The sequence below is a fragment of the Staphylococcus auricularis genome (assembly GCF_051172115.1).
Lineage (GTDB): Bacteria > Bacillota > Bacilli > Staphylococcales > Staphylococcaceae > Staphylococcus > Staphylococcus auricularis_A.
In genome coordinates, this window is the sequence record NZ_JBPIZN010000002.1 from 146,160 (window position 1) to 169,581 (window position 23,422).

A 23,422-nucleotide genomic window follows, 5' to 3' on the forward strand; every position below is an offset into this window, starting at 1 on the left:
TACAAAACAGTTTTTCACAATTTTAAAACAACGTTCAAAAAACGTTGTGCATCTCCTTATGAAAGTGATTAAAATGGAGTGCGATAAAGATATAACCTTATTAATAAATAGGGGGACATTCGTACCTATTTCTTAAAAATGGGTACGAAGATGTTTTTCAACTTCACAAATTATCTTAAAACAAAAAAGTGGAACAGAACCACTGGCGAGTAAACCAGGAGTCTGTTCCACTCTATATTGTATCAAGTTATAGGATGCGATGTGTAAAATTAATTTTTATTGACTGAAGCATCGTAGATAGAATCAATTGTATCTGCTAAGACTTGATTGAATTCTTCTTCTGATTGATCGACGTTTAAATCATTGATTAACGCACGAGAGAAGCTTGCGATTAAGCCGTCGTTCGATTTAAGTAATTTGTTCGCATCTTCTCTGCTGTAACCACCAGATAATGCAACGACACGTACCACGTTAGGGTGGTTGATTAATTCGTTGTATTGATTTGCTTTAGTTGGAATAGATAATTTCAACATGACATATTGATCCTCATCTAATTGATCTAATTCTTTTTTGATTGCTTCAGCTAAATAAGCTTCGATTTCTTCTTTTTGTTCGCTGTGAATGTTAACTTCAGGTTCAATGATTGGAACTAAATCTTTAGCGATGATTTCTTTAGCGATCACAAATTGTTGATGCACAACTTGATCGATACCTTCTTTATTGAATTCTAAGATATTAGAACGCATTTTTGTACCGAAGATTTTATGATCGTTTGCGCGAGATAATAATGTATCTAAGTCAGAAATAGGTTTCATTAATTGAACACCGTCTTGTTGTTCAGCTAAACCTTTATCTACTTTTAAGAAAGGAACGATGCCTTTATCAGCTAAGTAGTCACCAGTATGTTTACCTTCTACTTCGCGATCCATTGTTTGTTCGAAAAGAATCGCACCAAGGATTTTATCGCCATTAAATGATGGTGATGTTACGATGCGTGTACGCATTTCGTGCACGAGGGTAAACATTTCATCATCGTTGCTATATTGATCTTCAGCAACGCCGTAATCAGCTAACGCTTTAGGTGTACTACCGCCGCTTTGGTCTAATGCCGCAATGAATCCTTTGCCGTTTTTAATTTTGTCGAATTGTTCTTTATTCATTTCTTACTTTCACTCCTCTGTTTCCTATTTACCTACAGTATGATAAAAATGAGAGCATAACGCAACTGCTTTCCCTTAATATTTTGAATTTTTGTATGAACCGCATAAGCATGCGCATTTTGCAGCTTAAAAAACATAAATAAAAGGCCGCTAAATCTAAAAATTGTATAACCAATCAAAGAACATGCAATTTCATAAAATAGTAGAAATGATTACGACGCCTCATCAAAAAACATAAATAAATTTAAATGCATATATTGTGTATATAGATGCAAAAATCACTTAGGTTTAATTTACTAAAATTCATTAAATATAAAATTAACAATACTTTTGATCATTCTGACCCACTTTTATATAACAATTTAATATATAAATATTCATTATAAATATCTATATTTTATGAAGCCAATTTGCAAGAATTCTAATTATTAGTTACCCTTTATGTTTATAAAGACCATATATAAAACTATTAATAGTTTTATAGTTACATATTTTCTATAAGGGGTGCTGATAAGTGAATAAGAAAAGTAAAATCATGGACTGGCCGACCTTTATAGGATCCGTCATTATATTACTTATGGCTGTAATACCGATGATGGTCTTCCCTAAAGCGAGTGAAGATGTCATTACTGGTCTTAATGATATGATATCTAACTCGATCGGTGCAGTGTACTTACTCTTAGGATTAGTTATTCTTGCTTTCGTATTATACATAGCTTTTGGTAAATACGGTAAAGTTACACTTGGTAAATCCACTGATCGCCCTGAATTCAATGACTTCAGTTGGGCTTCAATGCTTTTCTGTGCTGGTATCGGTTCAGATATTTTATACTGGGGTGTCATCGAATGGGCATTCTACTATCAAGTGCCGCCACTCGGTGCAGATGGTATGACAGATGAAGCGTTAGACCTTGCAACCATGTATGGTATGTTCCACTGGGGACCTATCGCATGGGCAATCTACGTATTACCTGCCTTACCGATCGCATATTTAGTTTTCGTTAAAAAACAACCGGTTTATAAAATCAGTCAAGCTTGCCGACCAATCCTCAAAGGTCAAACCGACAAATTGCTCGGTAAAATCGTTGACGTTTTATTCATCTTCGGTTTACTCGGCGGTGCCGCAACATCATTAGCACTTGGTGTACCATTAATTTCTTCAGGTATCGAACGCTTAACTGGTTTAGATGCCGATAACATGGTCATGCGCAGTGCGATTCTTTTAACAATTACAGTTATTTTCGCAATTAGTTCATACACAGGATTGAAAAAAGGGATTCAAAAATTAAGTGACGTCAACGTTTGGTTATCATTCTTCTTACTTATTTTTGTATTCGTTGTCGGTCCTACAGTATTTATTATGGAAACGACGGTAACAGGCTTCGGTAACATGTTGAAAAACTTCTTCCAAATGGCTTCATGGTTAGAACCATTTGGCGGTATCGGTGGTCGTGAAAAAACAGGCTTCCCACAAGACTGGACAATCTTCTACTGGTCATGGTGGATTGTTTACGCACCATTTATCGGACTCTTTATCGCTCGTATTTCTAAAGGTCGTACATTAAAAGAAGTCATCCTTGGTACGATCGTGTACGGTACATTAGGTTGCGTATTATTCTTCGGTATCTTTGGTAACTATGCAGTTTACTTACAATTGACTGGTCAATTCGACGTGATCAATTTCTTAAACAGTCATAGTACTGAAGCAACTATCATCGAGGTTATGCACCAATTACCTGCACCAACATTTATCATTATATTATTCTTAATTTCAGCATTCTTATTCTTGGCAACAACATTCGACTCAGGTTCTTATATCTTAGCCGCAGCTACACAAAACAAAGTGCTCGGTGAACCATTAAGAGCGAACCGTTTATTCTGGGCTTTCGCATTATGTTTATTACCATTCTCACTTATGTTAGTAGGTGGGGACCAAGCCCTAGACGTACTGAAAACAGCATCATTACTGGCGAGTGTGCCTCTGATAGTCATATTCGTCATCATGATGATATCGTTCTTACAAACCTTGTCGGGCGACCGGCTTAAACTACAACGGCGAGCCGATAAGTATAAAGATATAGAACGACGGTCGTTACGGATTGTCCAAGTTCGTGAAAGTCATGACGACGAAGAACACGATGATAATTTATAACGCGATATGATTTGACGGCGAAACCTTATAATATTTGAGGTTTCGTCGTTTTTTTTGGAAAATGAAATCCATTCACGCTCAGGTTTACCTTTTATCACATAGATTTGTCATTGTTTGACTTATCATAGAATGCTTGTTACAGATAACAATTGTAATCCACTTTGAAAAGCAAACATCATAAGTGGGTAACGTGTCATCAAATCCGAATGATAGAATGATGAGTTTCATGTAAATTGTGTTAGATATTTTATGTAAGTGGTATAGAAATAAAGTAACGTTTACATTGTTTGAGTATTCAATAGCGTACACCATTTAACGTCATAATCTTTGACGCATAGTACATAGTCATAGCGGTCGTAGCGCAGCTTAACGACGCTTCAGTCCCGCGTGAATAGTCAGCACAAGTTGACATCATTTTTCGGCATATGCTACTATGGTATAGATAAATTCGTTAAATAAAAATTTAACAAACTTAACGGAGGGTGATTTGATGGAACTTGTAGATAAGTTATCTAATCGTCAATTTATTGATGGTGAATGGGTAGAAAGTTCAAATAAAGAAACGCGTACCATTATAAACCCATACAACCAAGAAAATATCTTCGAGGTTGCTGAAGGTACAGCTGAAGATGCAGAACGTGCTATCTTAGCAGCACGTCGTTCATTTGAAGAAGGCGAATATTCACAACAAATGACTGGTGAAGAACGTGGTAAAAAAGTGCGTGCTGTGGCTGATGCAATTAAAGAACACAGAGAAGAACTCGCACAACTTGAAACATTAGATACTGGTAAAACATATGAAGAATCATTAGGTGATATGGATGATATCCATAATGTGTTCATGTATTTCGCTGGTCTCGCAGATAAAGATGGCGGAGAAATAATTGAGTCACCTATTCCAAATACTGAAAGTAAAGTCGTTAAAGAACCACTTGGTGTTGTAACTCAAATCACACCTTGGAACTATCCTTTACTTCAAGCATCATGGAAAATTGCACCTGCATTAGCTTCAGGTTGCTCATTAGTTATGAAGCCAAGTGAAATCACACCATTAACTACAATCCGCGTATTTGAATTAATGGAAGAAATTGGTTTCCCTAAAGGTGTTATTAACCTTGTACTTGGTAAAGGTTCAGAAATCGGTGAAGTAATGTCATCTCATAAAGAAGTTGACTTAGTATCATTCACTGGTGGTATTCAAACTGGTAAACACATCATGAAACAAGCGGCAGATCATGTCACTAACGTTGCGTTAGAACTCGGTGGTAAAAACCCTAACGTGATTTTCGATGACGCAGACTTTGATGTCGCAGTAGACCAAGCATTAAACGGTGCTTACTTCCACGCTGGTCAAGTTTGCTCAGCAGGTTCACGTATCATCGTTCATAACAGTATTAAAGATAAATTTGAACAAACATTAATCGACCGTGCTAAAAAAATTAAAGTCGGTAATGGTTTTGATGACGACACTGAAATGGGTCCACTTATTTCAGCAGAACACCGTGAAAAAGTAGAAAACTATATTGACATTGCTAAAGAAGAAGGCGCAACAATCGCTACAGGTGGTAAACGTCCTAATCGTGAAGACTTACAAGACGGTTTCTTCTTTGAACCAACTGTCATCACTGATTGCGATACTTCAATGCGCATCGTTCAAGAAGAAGTATTCGGTCCAGTTGTAACTGTAGAAGGATTCGATACAGAAGAAGAAGCAATCCAACTTGCGAACGATTCAATTTATGGTCTTGCAGGTGCGGTATTCACATCTGATATCGGTAAAGCGCAACGCGTCGCTTCTAAAATGAAAATGGGTACAGTATGGATTAACGACTTCCACCCATACTTCGCTCAAGCACCATGGGGCGGTTACAAACAATCAGGTATTGGTAGAGAATTAGGTAAAGAAGGATTAGAAGAATATCTTAATACTAAACACATTCTCATGAACCAATATCCAGAACCGGTAGACTGGTTTAGTAAATAAGACGTAGAGCAGTAAAGCAAAGATTTAATTTATTGAAACAGGAGGATATAGTGTATGAGTAATGAAGAAACAAATAACAAAACATACGATTATGTCATCATCGGAGGAGGTACTGCAGGTTCAGTATTAGGTAATCGCCTTACTGCAGATAAAAATAACGACGTGCTTATCTTAGAAGCAGGCCGTAGTGACTATCCATGGGATTTACTTATCCAAATGCCAGCCGCATTAATGTTCCCATCAGGTAATCGTTTCTATGACTGGATTTATGAAACAAAAAATGAACCACATATGAACGGCAGAAAAGTTGCCCACGCACGTGGTAAAGTGCTTGGTGGTTCAAGTTCTATCAACGGTATGATTTATCAACGTGGTAACCCAATGGACTATGAAGGTTGGGCAGAACCAGAAGGTATGGAAAACTGGGACTTCGCTCACTGCTTACCATACTTCAAACGTTTAGAAACAACATTCGCAGCCGACAAAGACGACAAATTCCGTGGTTTACATGGTCCCCTTAAATTAAGACGTGGTCCAGCTACAAACCCATTATTCCAAGCATTCTTCGACGCAGCTGTTCAAGCAGGTTATCACAAAACACCTGACGTTAACGGTTTCCGTCAAGAAGGTTTTGGACCATTCGACAGTAACGTCAGCAACGGTCGTCGTGTTTCTGCTTCAAGAGCTTATTTACACCCAGTGATGAGCCGTAAAAACTTAACAGTTAAAACACGTGCATTCGTAACTGAATTACACTTCGATGGTAATAAAGTGACTGGTGTGACATTCAAACGTAACGGTAAATATCACACAGTGAACGCTAAAGAAGTGATCTTATCAGGTGGTGCATTCAATACACCTCAACTATTACAATTATCAGGTATCGGTGATTCAGAACACTTACGTTCAGTAGGTATCGAACCACGTATCCACTTACCAGGTGTAGGTGAAAACTTCGAAGACCACCTTGAAGTTTACGTTCAACACGCTTGTAAACAACCTGTTTCTGAACAACCAAGCTTAGACATCAAAAAAATGCCATTCATCGGCTTAGAATGGATCTTTGCTCGTAAAGGTGCTGCAGCTTCTAACCACTTCGAAGGTGGCGGATTCGTACGTTCAAACGATGAAGTGGATTATCCTAACCTCATGTTCCACTTCTTACCAATTGCAGTTCGTTACGATGGTCAAAAAGCTAATACAGCACACGGTTACCAAGTTCACGTTGGACCAATGTACTCTAACTCTCGCGGTAGCTTGAAAATTAAATCTAAAGACCCATTTGAAAAACCAGAAATCGTGTTCAACTATCTTTCTACAAAAGAAGACGAAAAAGAATGGACAGAAGCAATCAGAGTTGCTCGTAACATCTTATCTCAAAAAGCGTTAGAACCTTATGACGCTGGTGAAATTTCTCCAGGACCTTCTGTTCAAACTGACGAAGAAATCCTTGAATGGGTTAAAAATGATGGTGAAACTGCATTACACCCTTCATGCAGTGCTAAAATGGGACCATCATCAGATCCAATGGCAGTTGTAGATCCTAACTCATTTAAAGTTTATGGCACAGAAAACTTACGTGTTGTAGACGCTTCTGCAATGCCACGTACTACAAATGGTAATATACATGCCCCTGTGATCATGATGGCTGAAAGAGCAGCAGACATGATCTTAGGTAAAAAACAATTAGAACCAGAATACGTTGAATACTACAAACACGGTGTCAACGATGAAAAAGATGGCGCTATCGATTAATTGATAAACCATCATCGTTTAAAATAAATTAAGAGAGGCTATTGAAAGGCTCGTTTAATAACGACTTTCAATAGTCTCTTTTTTGTATACACATGAAAAAAGCACTGATAAAGGGATGGAATCAAACCCTATATCAGTGCTTCGCTTTCATATCAACTTTAGAAATCGTATTGGTTATCTTCTTCTTCTAAAATGTTTTGATGGATTTTAGCCATGCGCAATGTATCTTTCGCAAGTGTATCAAGACGGAAATAGATATCATCGTTCGCAATTTCTTTTCCTGCGAAGTCTTGTTCTTCAATAAATACATACGTTTGCATGATTTGTGCTTTCATATAACCTAGGATCGGTTTTAATTGAAATTCAGGAATTAAATAGTGTTTAGGTGATCCTGCAGTTGCGACGATACCTACAATTTTATCTCTGAGCGCATTGACTGGGAGTAAGTCAAAGACATTTTTTAATGCACCAGGAATAGATGCTTGGAACACTGGGAATCCGATAAAGATGACGTCAGCATTCATCAACGCTTGTGTGAGTTTCAGTGTGTCACCTTCTTGATCCATATAACTGCGTCCATCACTGAATACGAGATCCAACTCACGTAAATCTAATAATGTCACTTCATGTGAATCATCTTCTTTGTGGATTGCTTCTTGTAAAGCATCCATTGCAATGCGGGTTTTACTTCCTACTGGAGAACCGGAAAGTAACACAATATTCAAGGTTATACCTCCTATTTAGATAAATGTTTTTTCACTTCTGGAATGATTTTTTCACCAATTAAGTCAATATTTTTCATGATTTTATCAAACGGCACGCCACCGAAATCGATTTGTGCCATGAAACGTTGGTGTCCGTATAGTTCCTGTTGGTACAAGATTTTTTCAACGATTTGTTGCGGGCTGCCCACCATTAAAGCTTCACGTTCATCTGGGGCATTCGCAAATTGTTGTTTAGGATAACCTACGCCACGAATAAAAGCCATACCTGTATTAATGTGTGGATAGAACTCACGCATTGCTTCTTGTGTCGTATCTGCAGTATAGAAAAGACTCGCCGTAGATACTGGCAACATTTCAGGTGATGTATCGAAGCCGTTATCTTGTGCCGTAGAACGGTAAAGATCGATAGAACGTTTGAAGTTCATCGCTGGTCCACCTAATGTCGTAATCATCATAGGCACGCCGAGACGTCCTGCTTTAATTGCACTAGCTGGAGGACCACCCACTGCGCGCCAGATAGGTAGATTGTCATCGACTGGGCGAGGGAAGATTTTCATGTTGTTTAAATCTGGACGGAAGCGACCAGACCATGTAATGCGATCATTTTCATTTAGTTTTAATAGTAGGTCTAATTTCTCTTCATATAAATCATCGTAATCGTTAAGGTCATAACCGAACAATTCAAATATGCCCGTTCTAGAGGCACGACCAGCCACGAGCTCTGCACGCCCGTTTGAAATTAAATCAATTGTCGCAAAGTCTTCGAAGACTCTGACAGGATCTGCTGCGCTGATGATAGAAGATGCACTAGAAACCTTGATGTTTTCAGTGGCTTGCGCAATCGCACCTAACACAACTGTATGCGCTTGGGTCGTGAAATGTTCTTGGTGACTTTCACCTACCGCAAAGACATTGATGCCAGCTTGATCAGCTAATTTACTCGCTTCAATCAATTCTTGTATGCGCTGTTCGTAGCTGACTTTTTCACCATTATGTGGGTTGAGTAAATGATCTCCGAGAGAGTAAAGACCAAATTCAAGCGGCGTATCTTGATTCATCGTTAATTTTGCCATTTTCTATCCACCTTTTTATAATTCATGTAAGTTTTGTTCGATTTCTTCTCTACGATCTTGCATGAAGTCAGGTAGGTTTAATGTTTTACCTAAATCTTCAATCGGTGTATCTACTGTGAAACCAGGTTCTGCTGTCGCGAATTCAAACATGATTTTGTTTTGGCGATAATATAATGATTTGAAAAAGAATCGATCGATAATGCCAGAATTCTTACGTGGTTCATTTTGAATGCGTTTATAAATCGTATTTAAGTCATCATCTGAAGGTGTGTTCACCGCAATATGATGTACATAACCACGACCAGGTCTCACGTGTTCACCTTGTTGTTCAACAACGACAAAGTCTGTGTAAAGTCCATCGTCATCTAAGGTATAGACAGTAACTTCATCGAAATCACGTTGATGATACTCTAAGACATCACGTAAGAAAGAAACCGTTGCCTCTTTATCTCTTACCCGTAATTCGACCGGTCCTAATCCTAAGATCTGATATAATTCTGGGATATCCGTATAACGATTGTGACGCCATGCAGTCGGTAACGTATGATCACCGTTGACGACGAGCACAATTTCTAAGTCATCGATGTCCTTGAATAATAAGGCTGCTTGACCGAGATAACGCATGCGTTCAGTTTTCACTTCGGCATCTTGAAGGCGTTGCTCGAAAAATGTAAGAGCCTCTTCGGAAGGAACGAGTAGAGATAGACGATAAATGGAATTTGTACCAGGGTGATTTCGTCCGATATTTGGCAGTTCGAAAAAGCTGAGTAACGTACCTGGCGTACCGATTTCATCACCGAAAAAGAGATGGTACATGGATGGATCGTCTTGGTTTACAGATTTTTCTACTAAACGTAAACCGAGGACATTTGTGTAAAAATCTTTATTGGCTTTAGCATCTTTTGTGTACATTGAAATGTGATGGTGTCCGATAATATGACTCATTGTCGTTTCCTCCCTTTTTTCTAAGATAATAAAGTATAACATTCAAAAAAGATAGTTTTTAACTTACAGGGGCACATTTGAACGTTTAGAGCGAAATGGTTGTGCCGTTATAACAGGTCGTATTGAAGCGGTATGATAGTGCTTATGTTCAAAATTTAACTTTGTATCATAATATATAATGATATTTTTTACATAAATCAATTAAAATGCATTTATTGATAGTTGATTATGATATTATAGAGTTGACTGTCTATTAAATAGAAAATATGAACGAAATGAGAGATAGAAATGAAGAAAAACTATATTATGGTAATGACAAGCTTTCTATTATTTATCGTAACAGGATTATCTACCATTAATGAAAGTCAAAAAGAAGAAACGGTAGATGTCACTGCAGTAGGGGATAATTTAATTCATCCAGCCGTTTACAGAGATGCTGAGGAAGCGGATGGTTCCTTCAACTTTAAACCGATGTACAAACCAATCAAAGATGATATTAAACAAGCGGACCTCGCTTATGTCAATCAGGAGTCACCACTTGGAAGAGACGACAGACCATACTCTGGCTTTAAACGTTTTAACACCCCGAGTGATGTGGCGGGAGATCTTGTTGATACAGGCTTCAACCTAGTGAACGGTTCAAATAACCACGCATTAGACCAAGGTTCAAAAGGGTTAGAACATGAAGTTGATGTATGGAAAACATTTAAAAACCGCGTATTATTTACTGGGAAATATCAATCTCAATCTCAACGTGACCGCATTCCTGTGAAAAAAGTGAATGGCATGAAAGTATCGATGTTGAGCTATACGTATGGGACAAACGGTTTGAAGTCGAAACATGACTACAGCATCAATTACTTGGATAAAAAGCTCATGAAACACGATATTCAACGTGCGAAGAAGAAAAGTGATGCGGTAATTGTATCTGTACATTGGGGCAAAGAAGGCAGTCATAAACCGACGCGCGTTCAAAAAGATTATGCGAAGTTCTTGGCGAAACAAAATGTAGATGTCGTCATTGGGACACATCCTCACGTCATTCAACCTGTTAAATGGGTGAAAGGAGAAGACGGTCATCGTACATTGGTTGCGTATTCATTAGGTAATTTTCTTAACGCGCAAATGACAGGTACCGAAAGTAATGAACTCGGCGGTAACTTATCATTCACACTTAAAGAAAAAGGAAATCAAGTTACTGTGAAAAACGTCGAATGGAAATCACTTGTAAATCATTTTGAACGCAAAGACGTGCGTTATCCGATGAAACGCACAGACTTTAAAGTGATACCGCTCGATGATTATACGGATGATATGATACAAAGACATGGTTTACAAGGCTTCCCAGGATACGATATGAGTCGAGATCGATTCGAACAGATCACCAGAGATACAATAGATGCTAAATATCTTAATGATGAAAGCATGTAATATCATAAAAAGAGAGCGGGGTGGAAATCCATGATTGTGGAAGATTTCTACTCCGCTCTTCAGGTATAAATATTGGGAATCAGGAAAGGGTATACTTTGAAATCGCTCGTGCTATCTGCGAGCGATTTCTACGTTTTAAGGCGATGATTTATTGAACAATATCTCACCTTGTCAGCCACTTTCTTCGGTGGTATGTTCTCTACATTTACGCTATCACGAACGCACAGTTTTGTGTGAATCAATGCGCAAATGGCAGTTTTGAATGCTTAACTGTTAAAATATATTTTGAAAATCCTACCAAAATGATAAAAATTATTTACAGTGTAACTAAAACAATGTGAGTGCCGCGCACGAGGCCGATGAAAGACGTTTATTTTAAAGAAAATAGGATTGACTAATTCATACAGAGAGGCTAAACTATGTATAAATCCGATTAAAATAATAAGAATAGAGGTAGTGCTATGAAGAAATTAATTTATGGTTTATTTGTTACACTGTTAGCGGTGGTTTTAACTGCATGCGGTAACGATGATTCTGACAAAGATTCAGCAAATAAATCTGAAAGTTCAAGGGATGACAAAACACTCGTCGTTGGAACTGAAGGGACATATGCACCGTTTACTTTCCATAACAAAGATGATGAGTTAACGGGGTATGATATCGACGTGACAAACGCGGTAGCCAAAGAGATTGGTTACAAAGTTGAATATAAAGAAACACAATGGGACTCTATGTTTGCAGGGTTAGATGCAGGTCGTTTTGACATGATCGCTAACCAAGTAGGGATCAATAAAGAACGCCAAGAAAAATATAAATTCTCTGATCCTTACACATATTCAAACGCAGTACTTGTAGTCAGCGAAGATAATAACGACATTAAATCATTCGATGACGTGAAAGGTAAAAAGTTAGCCCAAACGTTTACATCTAATTACGGTCAAATGGCGAAAGATAAAGGTGCAGATGTAACGAAAGTTGATGGTTTTAACCAAGCGATGGACTTAATTTTATCTAACCGTGTTGATGGTACGTTTAATGACAACGTGTCTTACTTGGATTATAAAAAACAAAAACCAAGTGCTAAGATCAAAGCCATCGAAGGTGACGAAGAACAAAGCCAATCTGCGTTTATATTCACTAAAAAAGAAGATGACAAGAAAATAGAAGATATCAATAAAGCATTGAAAAAATTAAAAGATAATGGTGAATTAACTAAAATAAGTAAGAAATGGTTTGATGATGATGTTTCTGAGCCTAAATAGTGAACAACAACATGCGCTAGATGCCGCAAAGCAAGCCTTCTTACCGATGTTAGAAGGTCTCGTTAAATACTCAATCCCCATCACGCTCATCACATTTGTGTTGGGGTTGATTATTGCATTATTTACAGCATTGATGCGCATTTCAACTAGTCGTGTACTTAGCGGAATCGCCCGGGTGTATACTTCGATTATTCGAGGTACGCCACTCATCGTTCAACTGTTCATTATCTTCTATGGTATTCCAGAATTAGGCCGTTTGATTACGAATGATTCAAGTGTGCAATGGACGTTAGCACCGGTCGTCGCAGCGATTATTGGTCTGTCATTCAACGTCGGCGCCTATGCGTCAGAAATTATCCGTGGAGGGATATTGTCTATACCTGATGGACAAACCGAAGCGGCTTACTCTATAGGTATGAACTATCGACAAACGGTTCAACGTATTGTGTTACCTCAAGCTATCCGTGTTTCGGTACCAGCGCTTGGGAACACATTTTTAAGTTTGATCAAAGATACATCACTATTAGGATTTATCCTTGTTGCTGAAATGTTTAGAAAGGCTCAAGAGGTTGCCTCAACCACATATGAGTACTTAACGATCTATGTGCTTGTCGCAATCCTATACTGGGTCGTATGCTTTATCATTTCAATCATCCAAGGCTTTTATGAATCTTATCTTGAAAGAAGTTATCGTTCATGATTGAATTACACAATATCAAGAAACAATTCGGCGACAAAACCGTCATTAAAGGCATTGATTTAACGGTAGATCAAGGTGAAGTCGTGACGTTAATCGGTCGTTCAGGTTCGGGGAAAACGACGCTATTACGCATGATGAATGCCCTTGAATTACCGACAGAAGGTACGGTTTATGTAAATGGCCAGACATATACGAACGATGATAAAAAATCTCAAATTCGTGTGCGTAAAGAGTCAGGCATGGTATTCCAAAGCTATAATCTCTTTCCACATAAAACTGCGCTTGAAAACGTGATTGAAGGTTTGGTCACTGTTAAGAAAATGAATAAAAAAGATGCGAAAAATCGAGGACTCGAGCTGCTAGAAAAAGTAGGACTGACTGCAGTCAAAGATCAGCACCCCGCCGCGTTATCTGGTGGTCAACAACAACGTGTCGCAATCGCAAGAGCTTTAGCGATGAATCCGAAAGTCATGTTGTTTGATGAGCCTACATCTGCATTAGACCCTGAATTAGTAAACGAAGTATTGAAAGTGATTAAAGAACTTGCTGAGGAAGGCATGACCATGGTCATCGTGACCCATGAAATGCGTTTCGCAAGGGAAGTCTCAAACAAGACCGTGTTTATTCATGAAGGTGTGATTGGAGAACAAGGAGATCCAGAGAAATTGTTCAATCATCCAGAGAGCCCAGAACTCCAACGCTTTTTAAATATGATACGTGAAGATGCCTAATATCTTAGTTGAATGACCTCTAAAGATCTAAGTGATATGAAAATAGTTCTTTAGAGGTTTTTTGTATGCTTTTCTAAATGGATTGGCGTTCGTTCGATAAGTATTTATTTACTGATACATAAATTCCTATTGCACCGATGACTAAAATGACTAGGGTATACATACTCATACCGAAAACATTTAAGAACGTTCCTAACAAAATGCCGAAGCGGGCGAGGAGTTCTGCGAGACTGTAACCTAAATTACCGAGCGCAGAATAAGAACCTCTCAAACGTTCGGGAATCATCTTGTATCGTTTCTCTTGGATGACTGGAGAAAAGATAATTTCACCACTCGCAGCAATCATCATTGCGAGGATTAGAAACCAAAATGAATTAAGATATGTTAAATTGACATAACCTAAGATATAAAAGATTAAGCCGAATAAGAAAAAGTATTTTTCACTGAAAACATGATACCCTTTATGGATAATATAAGAGAGTAACACGATGGTTAATGTATTCGTAATCATGATGACTGAAAACATTTTAACGCCATCAATAGGTATGGATAAGAACGATATTTCTTGGAAGTTCTGTTGTAACCTTAAAGCGACATAAGAAGACATGGATAATTCTGCTGACATAATCAAACTGGTGGAGACTAGTAAGATCATGTATTGCTTATCTTTGAATACCTTGGCATAGTTGGTAAAAAGCGTTTTACTATTGTGGCGCGATTTTTGTGCTTTCTTTGTATCTTTAGGTAACCAAATTTTAAGTGATAGAAAGACGAGAAAGAATATGGCGGCTGCGACTAATAAGATGATGGATTTATTTGAATGATAAAGATAACCACCTAAAAACATGCCCACTGCTATCGCAATGTTGTCCAACCAATAACCAAATTTGAAGACATAGTTTTCGACCTCTGGCGTGACGGCATCCATGACAATCGCATCCATCGCTGGAAATTGAAGGCCAAAGAAGATGACAAATATCGTATAAGCGATGCAAAAATAAACGATATATTTCGGTCCGTCGACTAGGGTGAACGCCATTGCGAGTAACATCAATGACATAAAGAACTGATAGGTTAAGATGATTTTACGTTTCGCAAAGGTATCGATGATATAACCGCCATAGAGATCGAGAGGAATGGTAGTTAAGACTAATAGCGATAAAAAGAGACCCGTAAACTGTGCGCTGATCATCTCAGTTAAATAGAGTGCGATAAAGGGAAGAAACGCCGTTGTAATCATTTGTTGAAAGAAACCCGCAATCAGACTGACCTTTAATGTAGGATTTAATAGATTAAATTTAGACATAAGCGGTTTCTCCTTCAATGTGGGCTGAAATGCTATATTTAAGTAGTTGAATCAGGGTGGTAAACTGAATGATCACATGATTATAATGAGCGTACCAAAGTTTAAACCGTTCTTCTATCTAACGGCCGATATACGGCGATATACATACAAATAGCACCGATTAAGATGATACACGTCATATAAATGCTCATGCCGAATACACTTAAAAACGTACCTAGCAAGATACCGAAACGTGAAATCAGTTCAGAGAAATGAAAGCCTAACGAACCAAAAGCAGAATATGATCCGCGCATATCTTCTGGAATGAGCTTATATTGTTTTTCTTGATAGATCGGAGAATAAATGATTTCTCCACTCGTCGCAAGCAGCATAGCGATGAGTAACAATGAGAATGAATTTAAATAGGTTAAACTGACATAACCAATGAGATAGAGTGCAAATCCTATGATAAGGAAATGTTTTTCTTTAAAGTATTTATTTCCTTGCAATATCACATAAGAGAACAATACGACGCTGATGGTGTTCGTGACCATGAGAATTGAAAACATTTTGACGCCATCAATGTGAAAAGTAAATAGAGAAAAGCTTTCAAATGTACGTTCCAATCTTAGTGCGACGTAAGAAGACATGGATAATTCCGCAGATAATAACAAACTGAAAGCGAACATTAACAGTATGTACGTTTTATCTTTAATGACTTTGCCATAGTTTGAAAAGATATCTTTAATATTGTAGGATGATGCCATTTTTATGTGCGTCGTTTGTGGAATCCATTTCAATAAGGCTATAAACACGAGAAAGAAAGTAAGTGCAGCAATAAATAACATTAAAGCTTTATTCGACTGATAAAAGGCAGCTCCAAGCAGCATTCCGATAGCCGTTGCTGTATTATTTAGCCAATAACCAAATTTAAAAATGAACTTTTCAACGTCTGGTGTAACCGCATCCATGACAATGGCATCCATCGCTGGATGTTCTAGACTATTCAGGATAGTAAAGAAAACATATGCGATACAAAAATAAACGAGATACTCAGCCGGTTGGAGTAGTGCCATCGCCATACAAAATAACGCTACCGCCATGCCCAATTGATAAGTGAGTACGAGATGCCGCTTTGAAAAGTGATCCACAATATGACCACTAACCAATGAGATAGGCAATGTAATAATTACGAGAACGGATAAAAAGATACCCGAGAATCGCGCATTCACCATGTCTGAAAGATACAAAGCGATAAAAGGAAGAAATGCTGTTGTGATAATGCTCTGGAAAAAAGAAGAAATCAGACTGACTTTTAAAGTAACATTCATCGAGTTAAATTTCTGAATCATCGCATCGCTCCTGACAAGTGAATTCTACAATTTTGTATATTCTGAAAATTAAGGTATTAATATTATATAACCATAAAAGGTGTAGCTTTTCAATATTATTTTTATGATGATTGAGAAGGGATAGCGAGATATTTTAAACAAAATAAAAAAACTGCCGACAAAGCTTGACCTTGTCGACAGTTGAATACATTTAATTTAAATTGAATTGCTCATGCGATGGACGCATTAGAATAACATTTGGTCGCTACCGTGAGTTTCGCCAAGTGCTTCTTGAGCAAGTACGTTAAGATAGTTCCAAGGACGGTCGAAATCTGGTTGGAAGAAGAAGTCAGCCATAGCAAGTTGTTCTAATGTCCAACCTGCAGAGATTGCAACTGAGATTGTGTTGATAGATTCAACTAAGTCTTCTTTAGACATGATTTGACCACCTAAGATACGGTGACTATCTTTATCGTAAACCACTTTCATGTGAACTTTTGTTTCGTCTTGCATGAATTTAGGTCTTACAAGTTCTTCAACATAAGTTGCACCTAAATTACCGTCGTATACAGGTGCTTCAGTTTCGTGTAAACCAGTTTGACCGAAGTTGTAGTCAAATAGGCGTAAACCAGAAGTACCAGATACGCGTGGCATTTCCATTTCGCTACCAGTCATGTTTTTCGCAGCTACAACACCTTGACGACGAGAGTTAGTAGCAAGTGCGATATAACGTTCTTCTTCAACTGGTGCGTAAGGGATTAATGTTGCGTCACCACCAGCGTAGATGTCTTCAACAGAAGTTTGTTGTTTTCTGTCGATTTTAATCATGCCGAGGTCGTTTAATTCAACTTTATCAGCTAACCATTCAGTTGAAGGTTTAACACCGATTGCGAAGAGTACTGTGTCTGCTTCGTATTCGTTTTTATCTGTAACAATTTTAGTTACGTCACCGTTTTCGCCTTCTACTTTTTTAACCATTTCGCCACCAACGAAGTCTAAGCCATGTTCTTTGGCGTTATCTTCTAAGATTGAAGTGAATTCTTCATCTAAATAAGTTGGTAAAATACGATCCGTTACGTCGATGATTTTAGTATCAGCACCTGCTTTAGTGAATGCTTCAGCAGCTTCGATACCAATGTAGCCACCACCAACTACGACAACTTTTTTCGCTTCAGATAAACGGTCTTTAATTTTACCTGCCCAGTCACGGCCACGCATGAAGAAGATATTGTTGTATTCATCAAGACCTTCAACAGGTGGTACGTTAGGTACGCCACCAGGACTTAAGAAGAGTTTATCGTAAGACTCTGTATATTGTTCACCATTGTGGTCAACAGTTACAGTTTTATTGTCACTATCTAAATCAACAACTTCTGATTCAGTGTGTACGTTAACACCTTGTTTTTCGTAAGATGCTTCGTTTGCATAATGAAGAGAATCTAATGAAGGTGATACATCTTCTAAATAGCTTTGAATACCACATGATAGGAATGAAGGTTTGTCACCTTTTTCGAATAAATGAATTTCAGCTTCTTTGTCATCTTTTAAAACTGTTTGAATTACTTCGAAACCAGCATGTGAACTTCCGACTACTACATATTTCATAATATTGATAACCTCCTCGTTGTTTCTTGAAAGATTTATATTAAATGTCTTTAACTTTGCCGTTACTTATATTATTTATCACAAAATAATAATTCTAATCATGGGAAACGTTTTCTTATGAGAAATGTCACAAAATATTCATAAAAACCACGTTTGAAATGATTAAAGTTTATTCTCAAATACGCCATAACTGTTCGACGACTTGCAGTGGGATAAACAATTTCGCTGCATGTTCTAATTTAACAACTCAGAACCCGTGATAGCAAATCTATGAATCGGAAAATAAACTTGATACAATAAAAGTGAAAGAATGATAATTAACAGTTAGCAAATGAGAATAGCAGGGATGTTATTGAGAAAGGGGGATGACAATTTGCTAAAAAAATGGATGCGCTTGGTCGCAATATGCATACTTATGGTTACGATGGTGAGTCCAGATACATATGCAGCATCAAATCCAGTCGATGATGCTAACAAAGTCGCTGAACAACCGATATCAGAACAATTTCAACCAAAATCAGTGATGATTGCAAGTCAGACGGGACAGGTTTTGTATGATTATCACCCAAATGAAGAGACTGATCCTGCTTCATTAACTAAGGTCATGACGATGTACCTTACGTTAGACGCGATGAAACGTGGTGATATCAAAGGGTCAGATGAAATTAAAATTACACAGGAATATCAGAAGATGACAGAATTACCTAATCTATCGGCCAGTCCGTTAAAAGTGGGCGAATCTTATACTGTAGACCAATTTTTAGACCAAATTACACTAAAATCAAGTAACGCTGCTACATTGATCCTCGCAGATAAAATTTCTGGTGATAGTTCTAAGTTTACAGACCAAATGAATGAAAAAGCGAAAAAATTAGGCATGACGCACACACATTTTACAAATCCAACAGGAGCAGACACGAAATTATTAGAGGAATTTGCACCCAAAGCTTATAAAGATGAAGGTAAAACGACCTCCACTGCACGTGATATGAATAAACTTATGTATCACATTATTAAAACCCATCCCAACGTACTTCAATATAGTAAGAAAACGTCTGCGAAACAACATGGTGAAGTGTTAACACCTAAAAATACTTCATTGAAAGGCCAAGAAAACGAACTAAGAGGGGCAGATGGTTTAAAAACAGGTACGAGCGACGATGGATATAACTTAGCATTAACGGCAAAACGCGATGGACTTAGATTAAATGAGACGATCTTAAATGTTCAACCGTATCCAGATCAAGCTGCTGAAAATGCACGCCACTTGATCGCAAATGCGTTGATGGAACAACAGTTTCAAGATTATGAGTATAAAAAAGTGTTAAGCAAAGGTGAACATAAAATCAATGATCACCGTTATAATGTGAAAGCAGATTTATATGACGTCGTGCCTAAAGATATGGATCAAGTGAAATTTAAAGTAAATGATAATGATGAAATCTATGTAGACTATCCTAGACAATTTATAAAAGGGACACATGCGCCTAAGGTAAAGGCTGACAAAGAAAACGCCTTTACCTCATTTTTTAAAGATCTATTTGAATAATGTGGCTGGGAGTACTCATGACCCATTTTTATATGTTAATCGGTCGATAGTGCTACGTATTCACTGCCAAAAATAAAATTTTAGAAAATTTTTAAAATACGGTTGACGTTTGCAATCGCTAAATGCTAGGCTTATAACAATTCAATAAAAAGTAACAACTCTTATCAAGAGAGGTGGAGGGATGTGCCCGATGAAGCCCAGCAACCGTCATTATATGAAAAGGTGCTAAATCACATGTGGTTAAGAGAGAAAATAAGGTTCAATTTATTTTAGATTGATGTACTTGTCCAATCATTATTTAACCCTGAAGATGAGAGAAAGGCTCAGAACTTTCTCTACATCGATAGAGGAAGTTCTTTTTTTGAATACATCAAGCTTTAGAAATGAGGTTATTGTGTATGAAAAAGAGTCTATTATTCATAGGTGTCGTGATTTTCAGTATTGTATTAACTGCTTGTGGTAAAGCGGATTCTGAAGACAAAAAGATTACGGTCGCAGCTTCACCAACGCCACATGGTGAGATACTGAAACATGTCCAAGATGAAATGAAAGATAAAGGGTACACATTAGAAATTAAGGAAGTCAATGACTACAAAGTACCTAATAAATTACTCGATAAAGATGATGTGGATGCGAATTTCTTCCAGCACACACCTTACTTAAAAGAAGAGAAAAAATCCCATCACTATCAAATTGAAGAAGTTGGTAAAGTGTTTACGACACCTATGGGCGTTTACAGTAAGAAACATAAAAATCTTAAAGAGCTCCCAGATGGTGCGAAAATTTATGTATCAAACAATCCTGCTGAAGAAGGTCGTTTCTTATCATTTTTCGTAAATGAAGGGCTCATTAAATTAAAAGATGGGGTTAAACCAGAAAATGCGAAATTTGAGGATATTGCAGAGAACAAAAAACATTTAGAGTTCAATCACCAACAAGGCGCTGAATTTTTACCGAAAACGTACAACAACAATGAAGGTGACGCAGTGATTATGAACTCAAATTATGCGATAGATAACGGATTGACACCGCATAAAGATGCGATTGCTGTAGAAGATGAATCCTCACCGTTTGCGAATATTTTAGCCGTTAAAGAAGGACATAAAGATGATGAAAAATTCCAAACACTGATTAAATTATTGCAATCAGAAGATACCAAACAATTTATTAGAGATGAATTTGATAAAGATGTCATTCCGTATGAAGGAAAATAATTCGGGATGACCATAAAGAATTTTATTTTCAACTAGAGCTTCATTGAATACGGCATACTACGGGCTTGTGAACCTTGCAAAACAGGGTCATGAGTCCTTTTTGTTATAGCCAAAATATAATAATGGACATTATTATTAGCAACTTACAAATAGTTGTATTTATCTGGCTATTAGTTTATAATTCTTATCATATAAGTAAGAATTAAACAGATGGCAAAAGACATGAAACATGTCAGAAATTAAGGAAACTGGAGATTTGCTATGAATACATATGACTTAATCGGGCATACGCCACTGGTATTATTAACGTCATTTAGCGATGAAAATGTACAAATCTATGCCAAGTTAGAACAATTTAATCCAGGTGGAAGTGTCAAAGATCGTTTGGGTAAATTTTTAATAGAACAAGCGATGGAAGATGACGCGTTAAAACCCGGTGGCACCATTGTTGAAGCAACGGCAGGAAACACTGGTATTGGTTTAACGCTCGCGGCAAATAGACAAAACATCAAAACGGTTATTTTTGCACCTGAAGGCTTTTCTGAAGAGAAGATTGACATCATGAAAGCACTCGGTGCGACGGTTTATCGTACGGCGCAATCAGAGGGGATGACTGGTGCACAACAAGCTGCAAAAGCTTATGCTAAAGAACATGATGCCTTTTATACACAACAATTTGAGACAGCCTACAATCCGCAAGCATATGTGCATACACTCGGACCAGAGTTAACCGATGCATTAGACCACATTGATTACTTTGTGGCTGGTGTCGGTTCAGGTGGTACGTTTACAGGGGTTGCGCAACATCTTCAAAACTTTGATGTCAAGAATATTATTGTTGAACCAGAAGGCTCGATATTGAATGGTGGACCGCAACATGATCATGATATTGAAGGCATTGGTTCAGAAAAATGGCCGACATTTTTACCTAAAGCGCTCGTTGACGGTATTAAGACAGTGAGCGACAAAGCAGCTTTTGACAATGTAAAGCGGTTGGCAAAGCGAGAAGGATTACTCGTAGGTAGTTCTTCAGGAGCTGCATTACAAGGTGCGCTCGAGTTGAAGAATGAAATTACAAAAGGTGTTATCGTCACTATTTTTCCAGATGGTAGTGATCGATATATGTCTCAACGTATTTTTAACTATGAGGAGGAATAATATGAATAAAAAAACACGCATGATCCATGGAGGTCATACAACAGATGAAGATACAGGTGCAGTGACTACACCGATTTACCAAACAAGCACCTTTTTACAAGATGATATTGGTGATTTAAGAAAAGGTTATGAATACTCCCGTTCTGGGAATCCAACCCGTCACGCGCTAGAAGATTTAATCGCTGATTTAGAATATGGACAACATGGTTTCGCTTTTGGTTCAGGCATGGCAGCGATTAGTGCTGTGATCATGTTACTTGATGAAGGCGATCATTTAATCATCAACTCTGACGTCTACGGTGGAACATATCGTGCGTTAACCCAAGTCTTTAATCGCTTTGGTATCGAAGCGGATTTCGTTGATACGACAGATGTAGATCAAATTGAATCTTATATTAAAGATAAAACAAAAATGTTATACATTGAGACTCCATCTAATCCATTATTACAAGTGACAGATATTAAAAAAGTGGCTGATATTGCTGCACAACATGATTTGATCTCAGTGGTTGATAATACATTTATGACACCTTATTTCCAAAATCCACTTAAACTCGGTGCAGATATCGTGTTACATTCTGCAACGAAATATATCGGAGGACATAGTGACGTTGTTGCTGGACTTGTTGCCACAAACGATGATGACATCGCAGAACAATTAGGATTCATTCAAAATTCTACTGGTGGGGTACTTGGACCACAAGATAGTTATTTATTGATTAGAGGAATTAAAACACTCGGTTTACGTATGGAACAAATTCAACGTAATGCACAAGCGCTCGTTGAGTTATTACAACAACATGGCGCGGTGGAACACGTTTATCATCCTAGTATAGAAAGCCATAAAAATAGTGACGTTCACACACAACAAGCAGATGGTCATACAGGTGTTGTTTCATTTGTCGTTGCAGATACAGAAGCTGCGAAAAAAGTCATTTCAAATACACAGTATTTCACATTAGCCGAAAGTTTAGGTGCAGTAGAAAGTTTAATTTCAGTACCTGCACTGATGACACATGCCTCTATTCCACAACAAGTTAGAGAAGAACAAGGCATTGCAGATGGATTAATTCGTCTGTCAGTAGGTATTGAAGATACAGATGACTTAGTTGCTGATTTACAACATGCGCTAGATCAACTTCAATAATTCGGACCAATTTAAAAATGCAGTTTTCAAGAGTCGGAATTTCTATGATATAGGGATTTCGGCTTAATTTTTTTGCTATCTATTTTTCCAAAAGATGCAGGAGACCGTTAATATTTTAAAAAATTAATCGATATGTGTGACTACTTTGTAGAAAAATATTTTTATATCTGGGATGTTCAATCTTTTCCATTTTAAGTTTCAGTATCATTTAAATA

Annotated in this window: 18 protein-coding genes and 1 riboswitch; of the genes, 11 read left to right on the forward strand and 7 right to left on the reverse strand. The window is 37.6% G+C overall.

Annotation, left to right across the window (positions count from 1 at the left end; genetic code table 11):
* Nucleotides 1-269 precede the first annotated feature (269 nt).
* Nucleotides 270-1,160: a fructose bisphosphate aldolase gene (locus ACSBRB_RS04950; protein WP_059106334.1), complete on the reverse strand. Its 891-nt coding sequence runs from the start codon at nucleotides 1,158-1,160 to the stop codon at nucleotides 270-272.
* 535 nt (nucleotides 1,161-1,695) lie between these two features.
* On the opposite strand from ACSBRB_RS04950, the gene ACSBRB_RS04955 reads away from it, so the two are divergent.
* From ACSBRB_RS04955 to betA, 3 genes are all read left to right on the forward strand, one after another.
* A complete protein-coding gene (locus ACSBRB_RS04955; protein ID WP_059106354.1) occupies nucleotides 1,696-3,312 on the forward strand; it encodes a BCCT family transporter in 1,617 nt (538 codons plus the stop codon).
* A gap of 490 nt (nucleotides 3,313-3,802) precedes the next feature.
* Nucleotides 3,803-5,296: a betaine-aldehyde dehydrogenase gene (betB, locus tag ACSBRB_RS04960; RefSeq protein WP_435031870.1), complete on the forward strand. Its 1,494-nt coding sequence runs from the start codon at nucleotides 3,803-3,805 to the stop codon at nucleotides 5,294-5,296.
* Nucleotides 5,297-5,350: 54 nt separating this feature from the next.
* Nucleotides 5,351-7,051, forward strand: coding sequence for a choline dehydrogenase (gene betA, locus ACSBRB_RS04965; protein ID WP_203070579.1), 1,701 nt, complete (start codon nucleotides 5,351-5,353; stop codon nucleotides 7,049-7,051).
* 158 nt (nucleotides 7,052-7,209) lie between these two features.
* On the opposite strand, the gene ACSBRB_RS04970 is transcribed toward betA, so the two are convergent.
* The 3 genes from ACSBRB_RS04970 to ACSBRB_RS04980 are packed head-to-tail and all read right to left on the reverse strand — an operon-like array spanning nucleotide 7,210 to nucleotide 9,794.
* Nucleotides 7,210-7,776, reverse strand: a complete 567-nt coding sequence (locus ACSBRB_RS04970) for an NADPH-dependent FMN reductase (RefSeq protein WP_059106337.1) — start codon at nucleotides 7,774-7,776, stop codon at nucleotides 7,210-7,212.
* A gap of 11 nt (nucleotides 7,777-7,787) precedes the next feature.
* The gene (locus ACSBRB_RS04975) at nucleotides 7,788-8,849 is read right to left on the reverse strand and encodes an LLM class flavin-dependent oxidoreductase (RefSeq protein ID WP_435031871.1); all 1,062 of its coding nucleotides are present in this window, start codon (nucleotides 8,847-8,849) and stop codon (nucleotides 7,788-7,790) included.
* Nucleotides 8,850-8,864: 15 nt separating this feature from the next.
* Nucleotides 8,865-9,794, reverse strand: a complete 930-nt coding sequence (locus ACSBRB_RS04980) for a VOC family protein (RefSeq protein ID WP_435031872.1) — start codon at nucleotides 9,792-9,794, stop codon at nucleotides 8,865-8,867.
* Between the two features lie 288 nt (nucleotides 9,795-10,082).
* On the opposite strand from ACSBRB_RS04980, the gene ACSBRB_RS04985 reads away from it, so the two are divergent.
* The 4 genes from ACSBRB_RS04985 to ACSBRB_RS05000 all read left to right on the forward strand — a co-directional run bounded on the left by ACSBRB_RS04985 (nucleotide 10,083) and on the right by ACSBRB_RS05000 (nucleotide 13,918).
* A complete protein-coding gene (locus ACSBRB_RS04985) occupies nucleotides 10,083-11,225 on the forward strand; it encodes a CapA family protein (protein WP_435031873.1) in 1,143 nt (380 codons plus the stop codon).
* A gap of 461 nt (nucleotides 11,226-11,686) precedes the next feature.
* Nucleotides 11,687-12,487 (forward strand): amino acid ABC transporter substrate-binding protein, encoded by an 801-nt coding sequence (locus ACSBRB_RS04990; RefSeq protein ID WP_435031874.1) that lies wholly within the window; start codon nucleotides 11,687-11,689, stop codon nucleotides 12,485-12,487.
* A complete protein-coding gene (locus ACSBRB_RS04995) occupies nucleotides 12,468-13,187 on the forward strand; it encodes an amino acid ABC transporter permease (protein WP_435032096.1) in 720 nt (239 codons plus the stop codon). The genes ACSBRB_RS04990 and ACSBRB_RS04995 overlap by 20 nt, the downstream gene beginning before the upstream one ends.
* The gene (locus tag ACSBRB_RS05000) at nucleotides 13,184-13,918 is read left to right on the forward strand and encodes an amino acid ABC transporter ATP-binding protein (RefSeq protein WP_435031875.1); all 735 of its coding nucleotides are present in this window, start codon (nucleotides 13,184-13,186) and stop codon (nucleotides 13,916-13,918) included. Before ACSBRB_RS04995 ends, ACSBRB_RS05000 begins: the two co-directional genes overlap by 4 nt.
* 73 nt (nucleotides 13,919-13,991) lie before the next feature.
* Here the strand turns inward: ACSBRB_RS05000 and ACSBRB_RS05005 are convergent, their stop codons facing one another.
* From ACSBRB_RS05005 to ACSBRB_RS05015, 3 genes are all read right to left on the reverse strand, one after another.
* Nucleotides 13,992-15,224, reverse strand: a complete 1,233-nt coding sequence (locus ACSBRB_RS05005; protein ID WP_203070587.1) for an MFS transporter — start codon at nucleotides 15,222-15,224, stop codon at nucleotides 13,992-13,994.
* Between the two features lie 101 nt (nucleotides 15,225-15,325).
* Nucleotides 15,326-16,555, reverse strand: coding sequence for an MFS transporter (locus ACSBRB_RS05010; RefSeq protein WP_435031876.1), 1,230 nt, complete (start codon nucleotides 16,553-16,555; stop codon nucleotides 15,326-15,328).
* A 225-nt stretch (nucleotides 16,556-16,780) separates the two neighbouring features.
* On the reverse strand, nucleotides 16,781-18,139 hold the full coding sequence (locus tag ACSBRB_RS05015; RefSeq protein WP_059106345.1) for an FAD-dependent oxidoreductase: 1,359 nt from the start codon (nucleotides 18,137-18,139) through the stop codon (nucleotides 16,781-16,783).
* Nucleotides 18,140-18,512: 373 nt separating this feature from the next.
* Between ACSBRB_RS05015 and pbp4 the strand changes: the two genes are divergently transcribed.
* From pbp4 to ACSBRB_RS05035, 4 genes are all read left to right on the forward strand, one after another.
* Nucleotides 18,513-19,688 (forward strand): penicillin-binding protein PBP4, encoded by a 1,176-nt coding sequence (gene pbp4, locus ACSBRB_RS05020; protein ID WP_435031877.1) that lies wholly within the window; start codon nucleotides 18,513-18,515, stop codon nucleotides 19,686-19,688.
* Between the two features lie 158 nt (nucleotides 19,689-19,846).
* A riboswitch (SAM riboswitch) is annotated at nucleotides 19,847-19,935 on the forward strand.
* A 151-nt stretch (nucleotides 19,936-20,086) separates the two neighbouring features.
* Nucleotides 20,087-20,902: a MetQ/NlpA family ABC transporter substrate-binding protein gene (locus ACSBRB_RS05025; protein ID WP_150888129.1), complete on the forward strand. Its 816-nt coding sequence runs from the start codon at nucleotides 20,087-20,089 to the stop codon at nucleotides 20,900-20,902.
* Nucleotides 20,903-21,163: 261 nt separating this feature from the next.
* On the forward strand, nucleotides 21,164-22,060 hold the full coding sequence (locus ACSBRB_RS05030; RefSeq protein WP_435031878.1) for a PLP-dependent cysteine synthase family protein: 897 nt from the start codon (nucleotides 21,164-21,166) through the stop codon (nucleotides 22,058-22,060).
* Between the two features lies 1 nt (nucleotide 22,061).
* Nucleotides 22,062-23,207 (forward strand): bifunctional cystathionine gamma-lyase/homocysteine desulfhydrase, encoded by a 1,146-nt coding sequence (locus tag ACSBRB_RS05035; RefSeq protein ID WP_435031879.1) that lies wholly within the window; start codon nucleotides 22,062-22,064, stop codon nucleotides 23,205-23,207.
* Nucleotides 23,208-23,422: the final 215 nt, after the last annotated feature.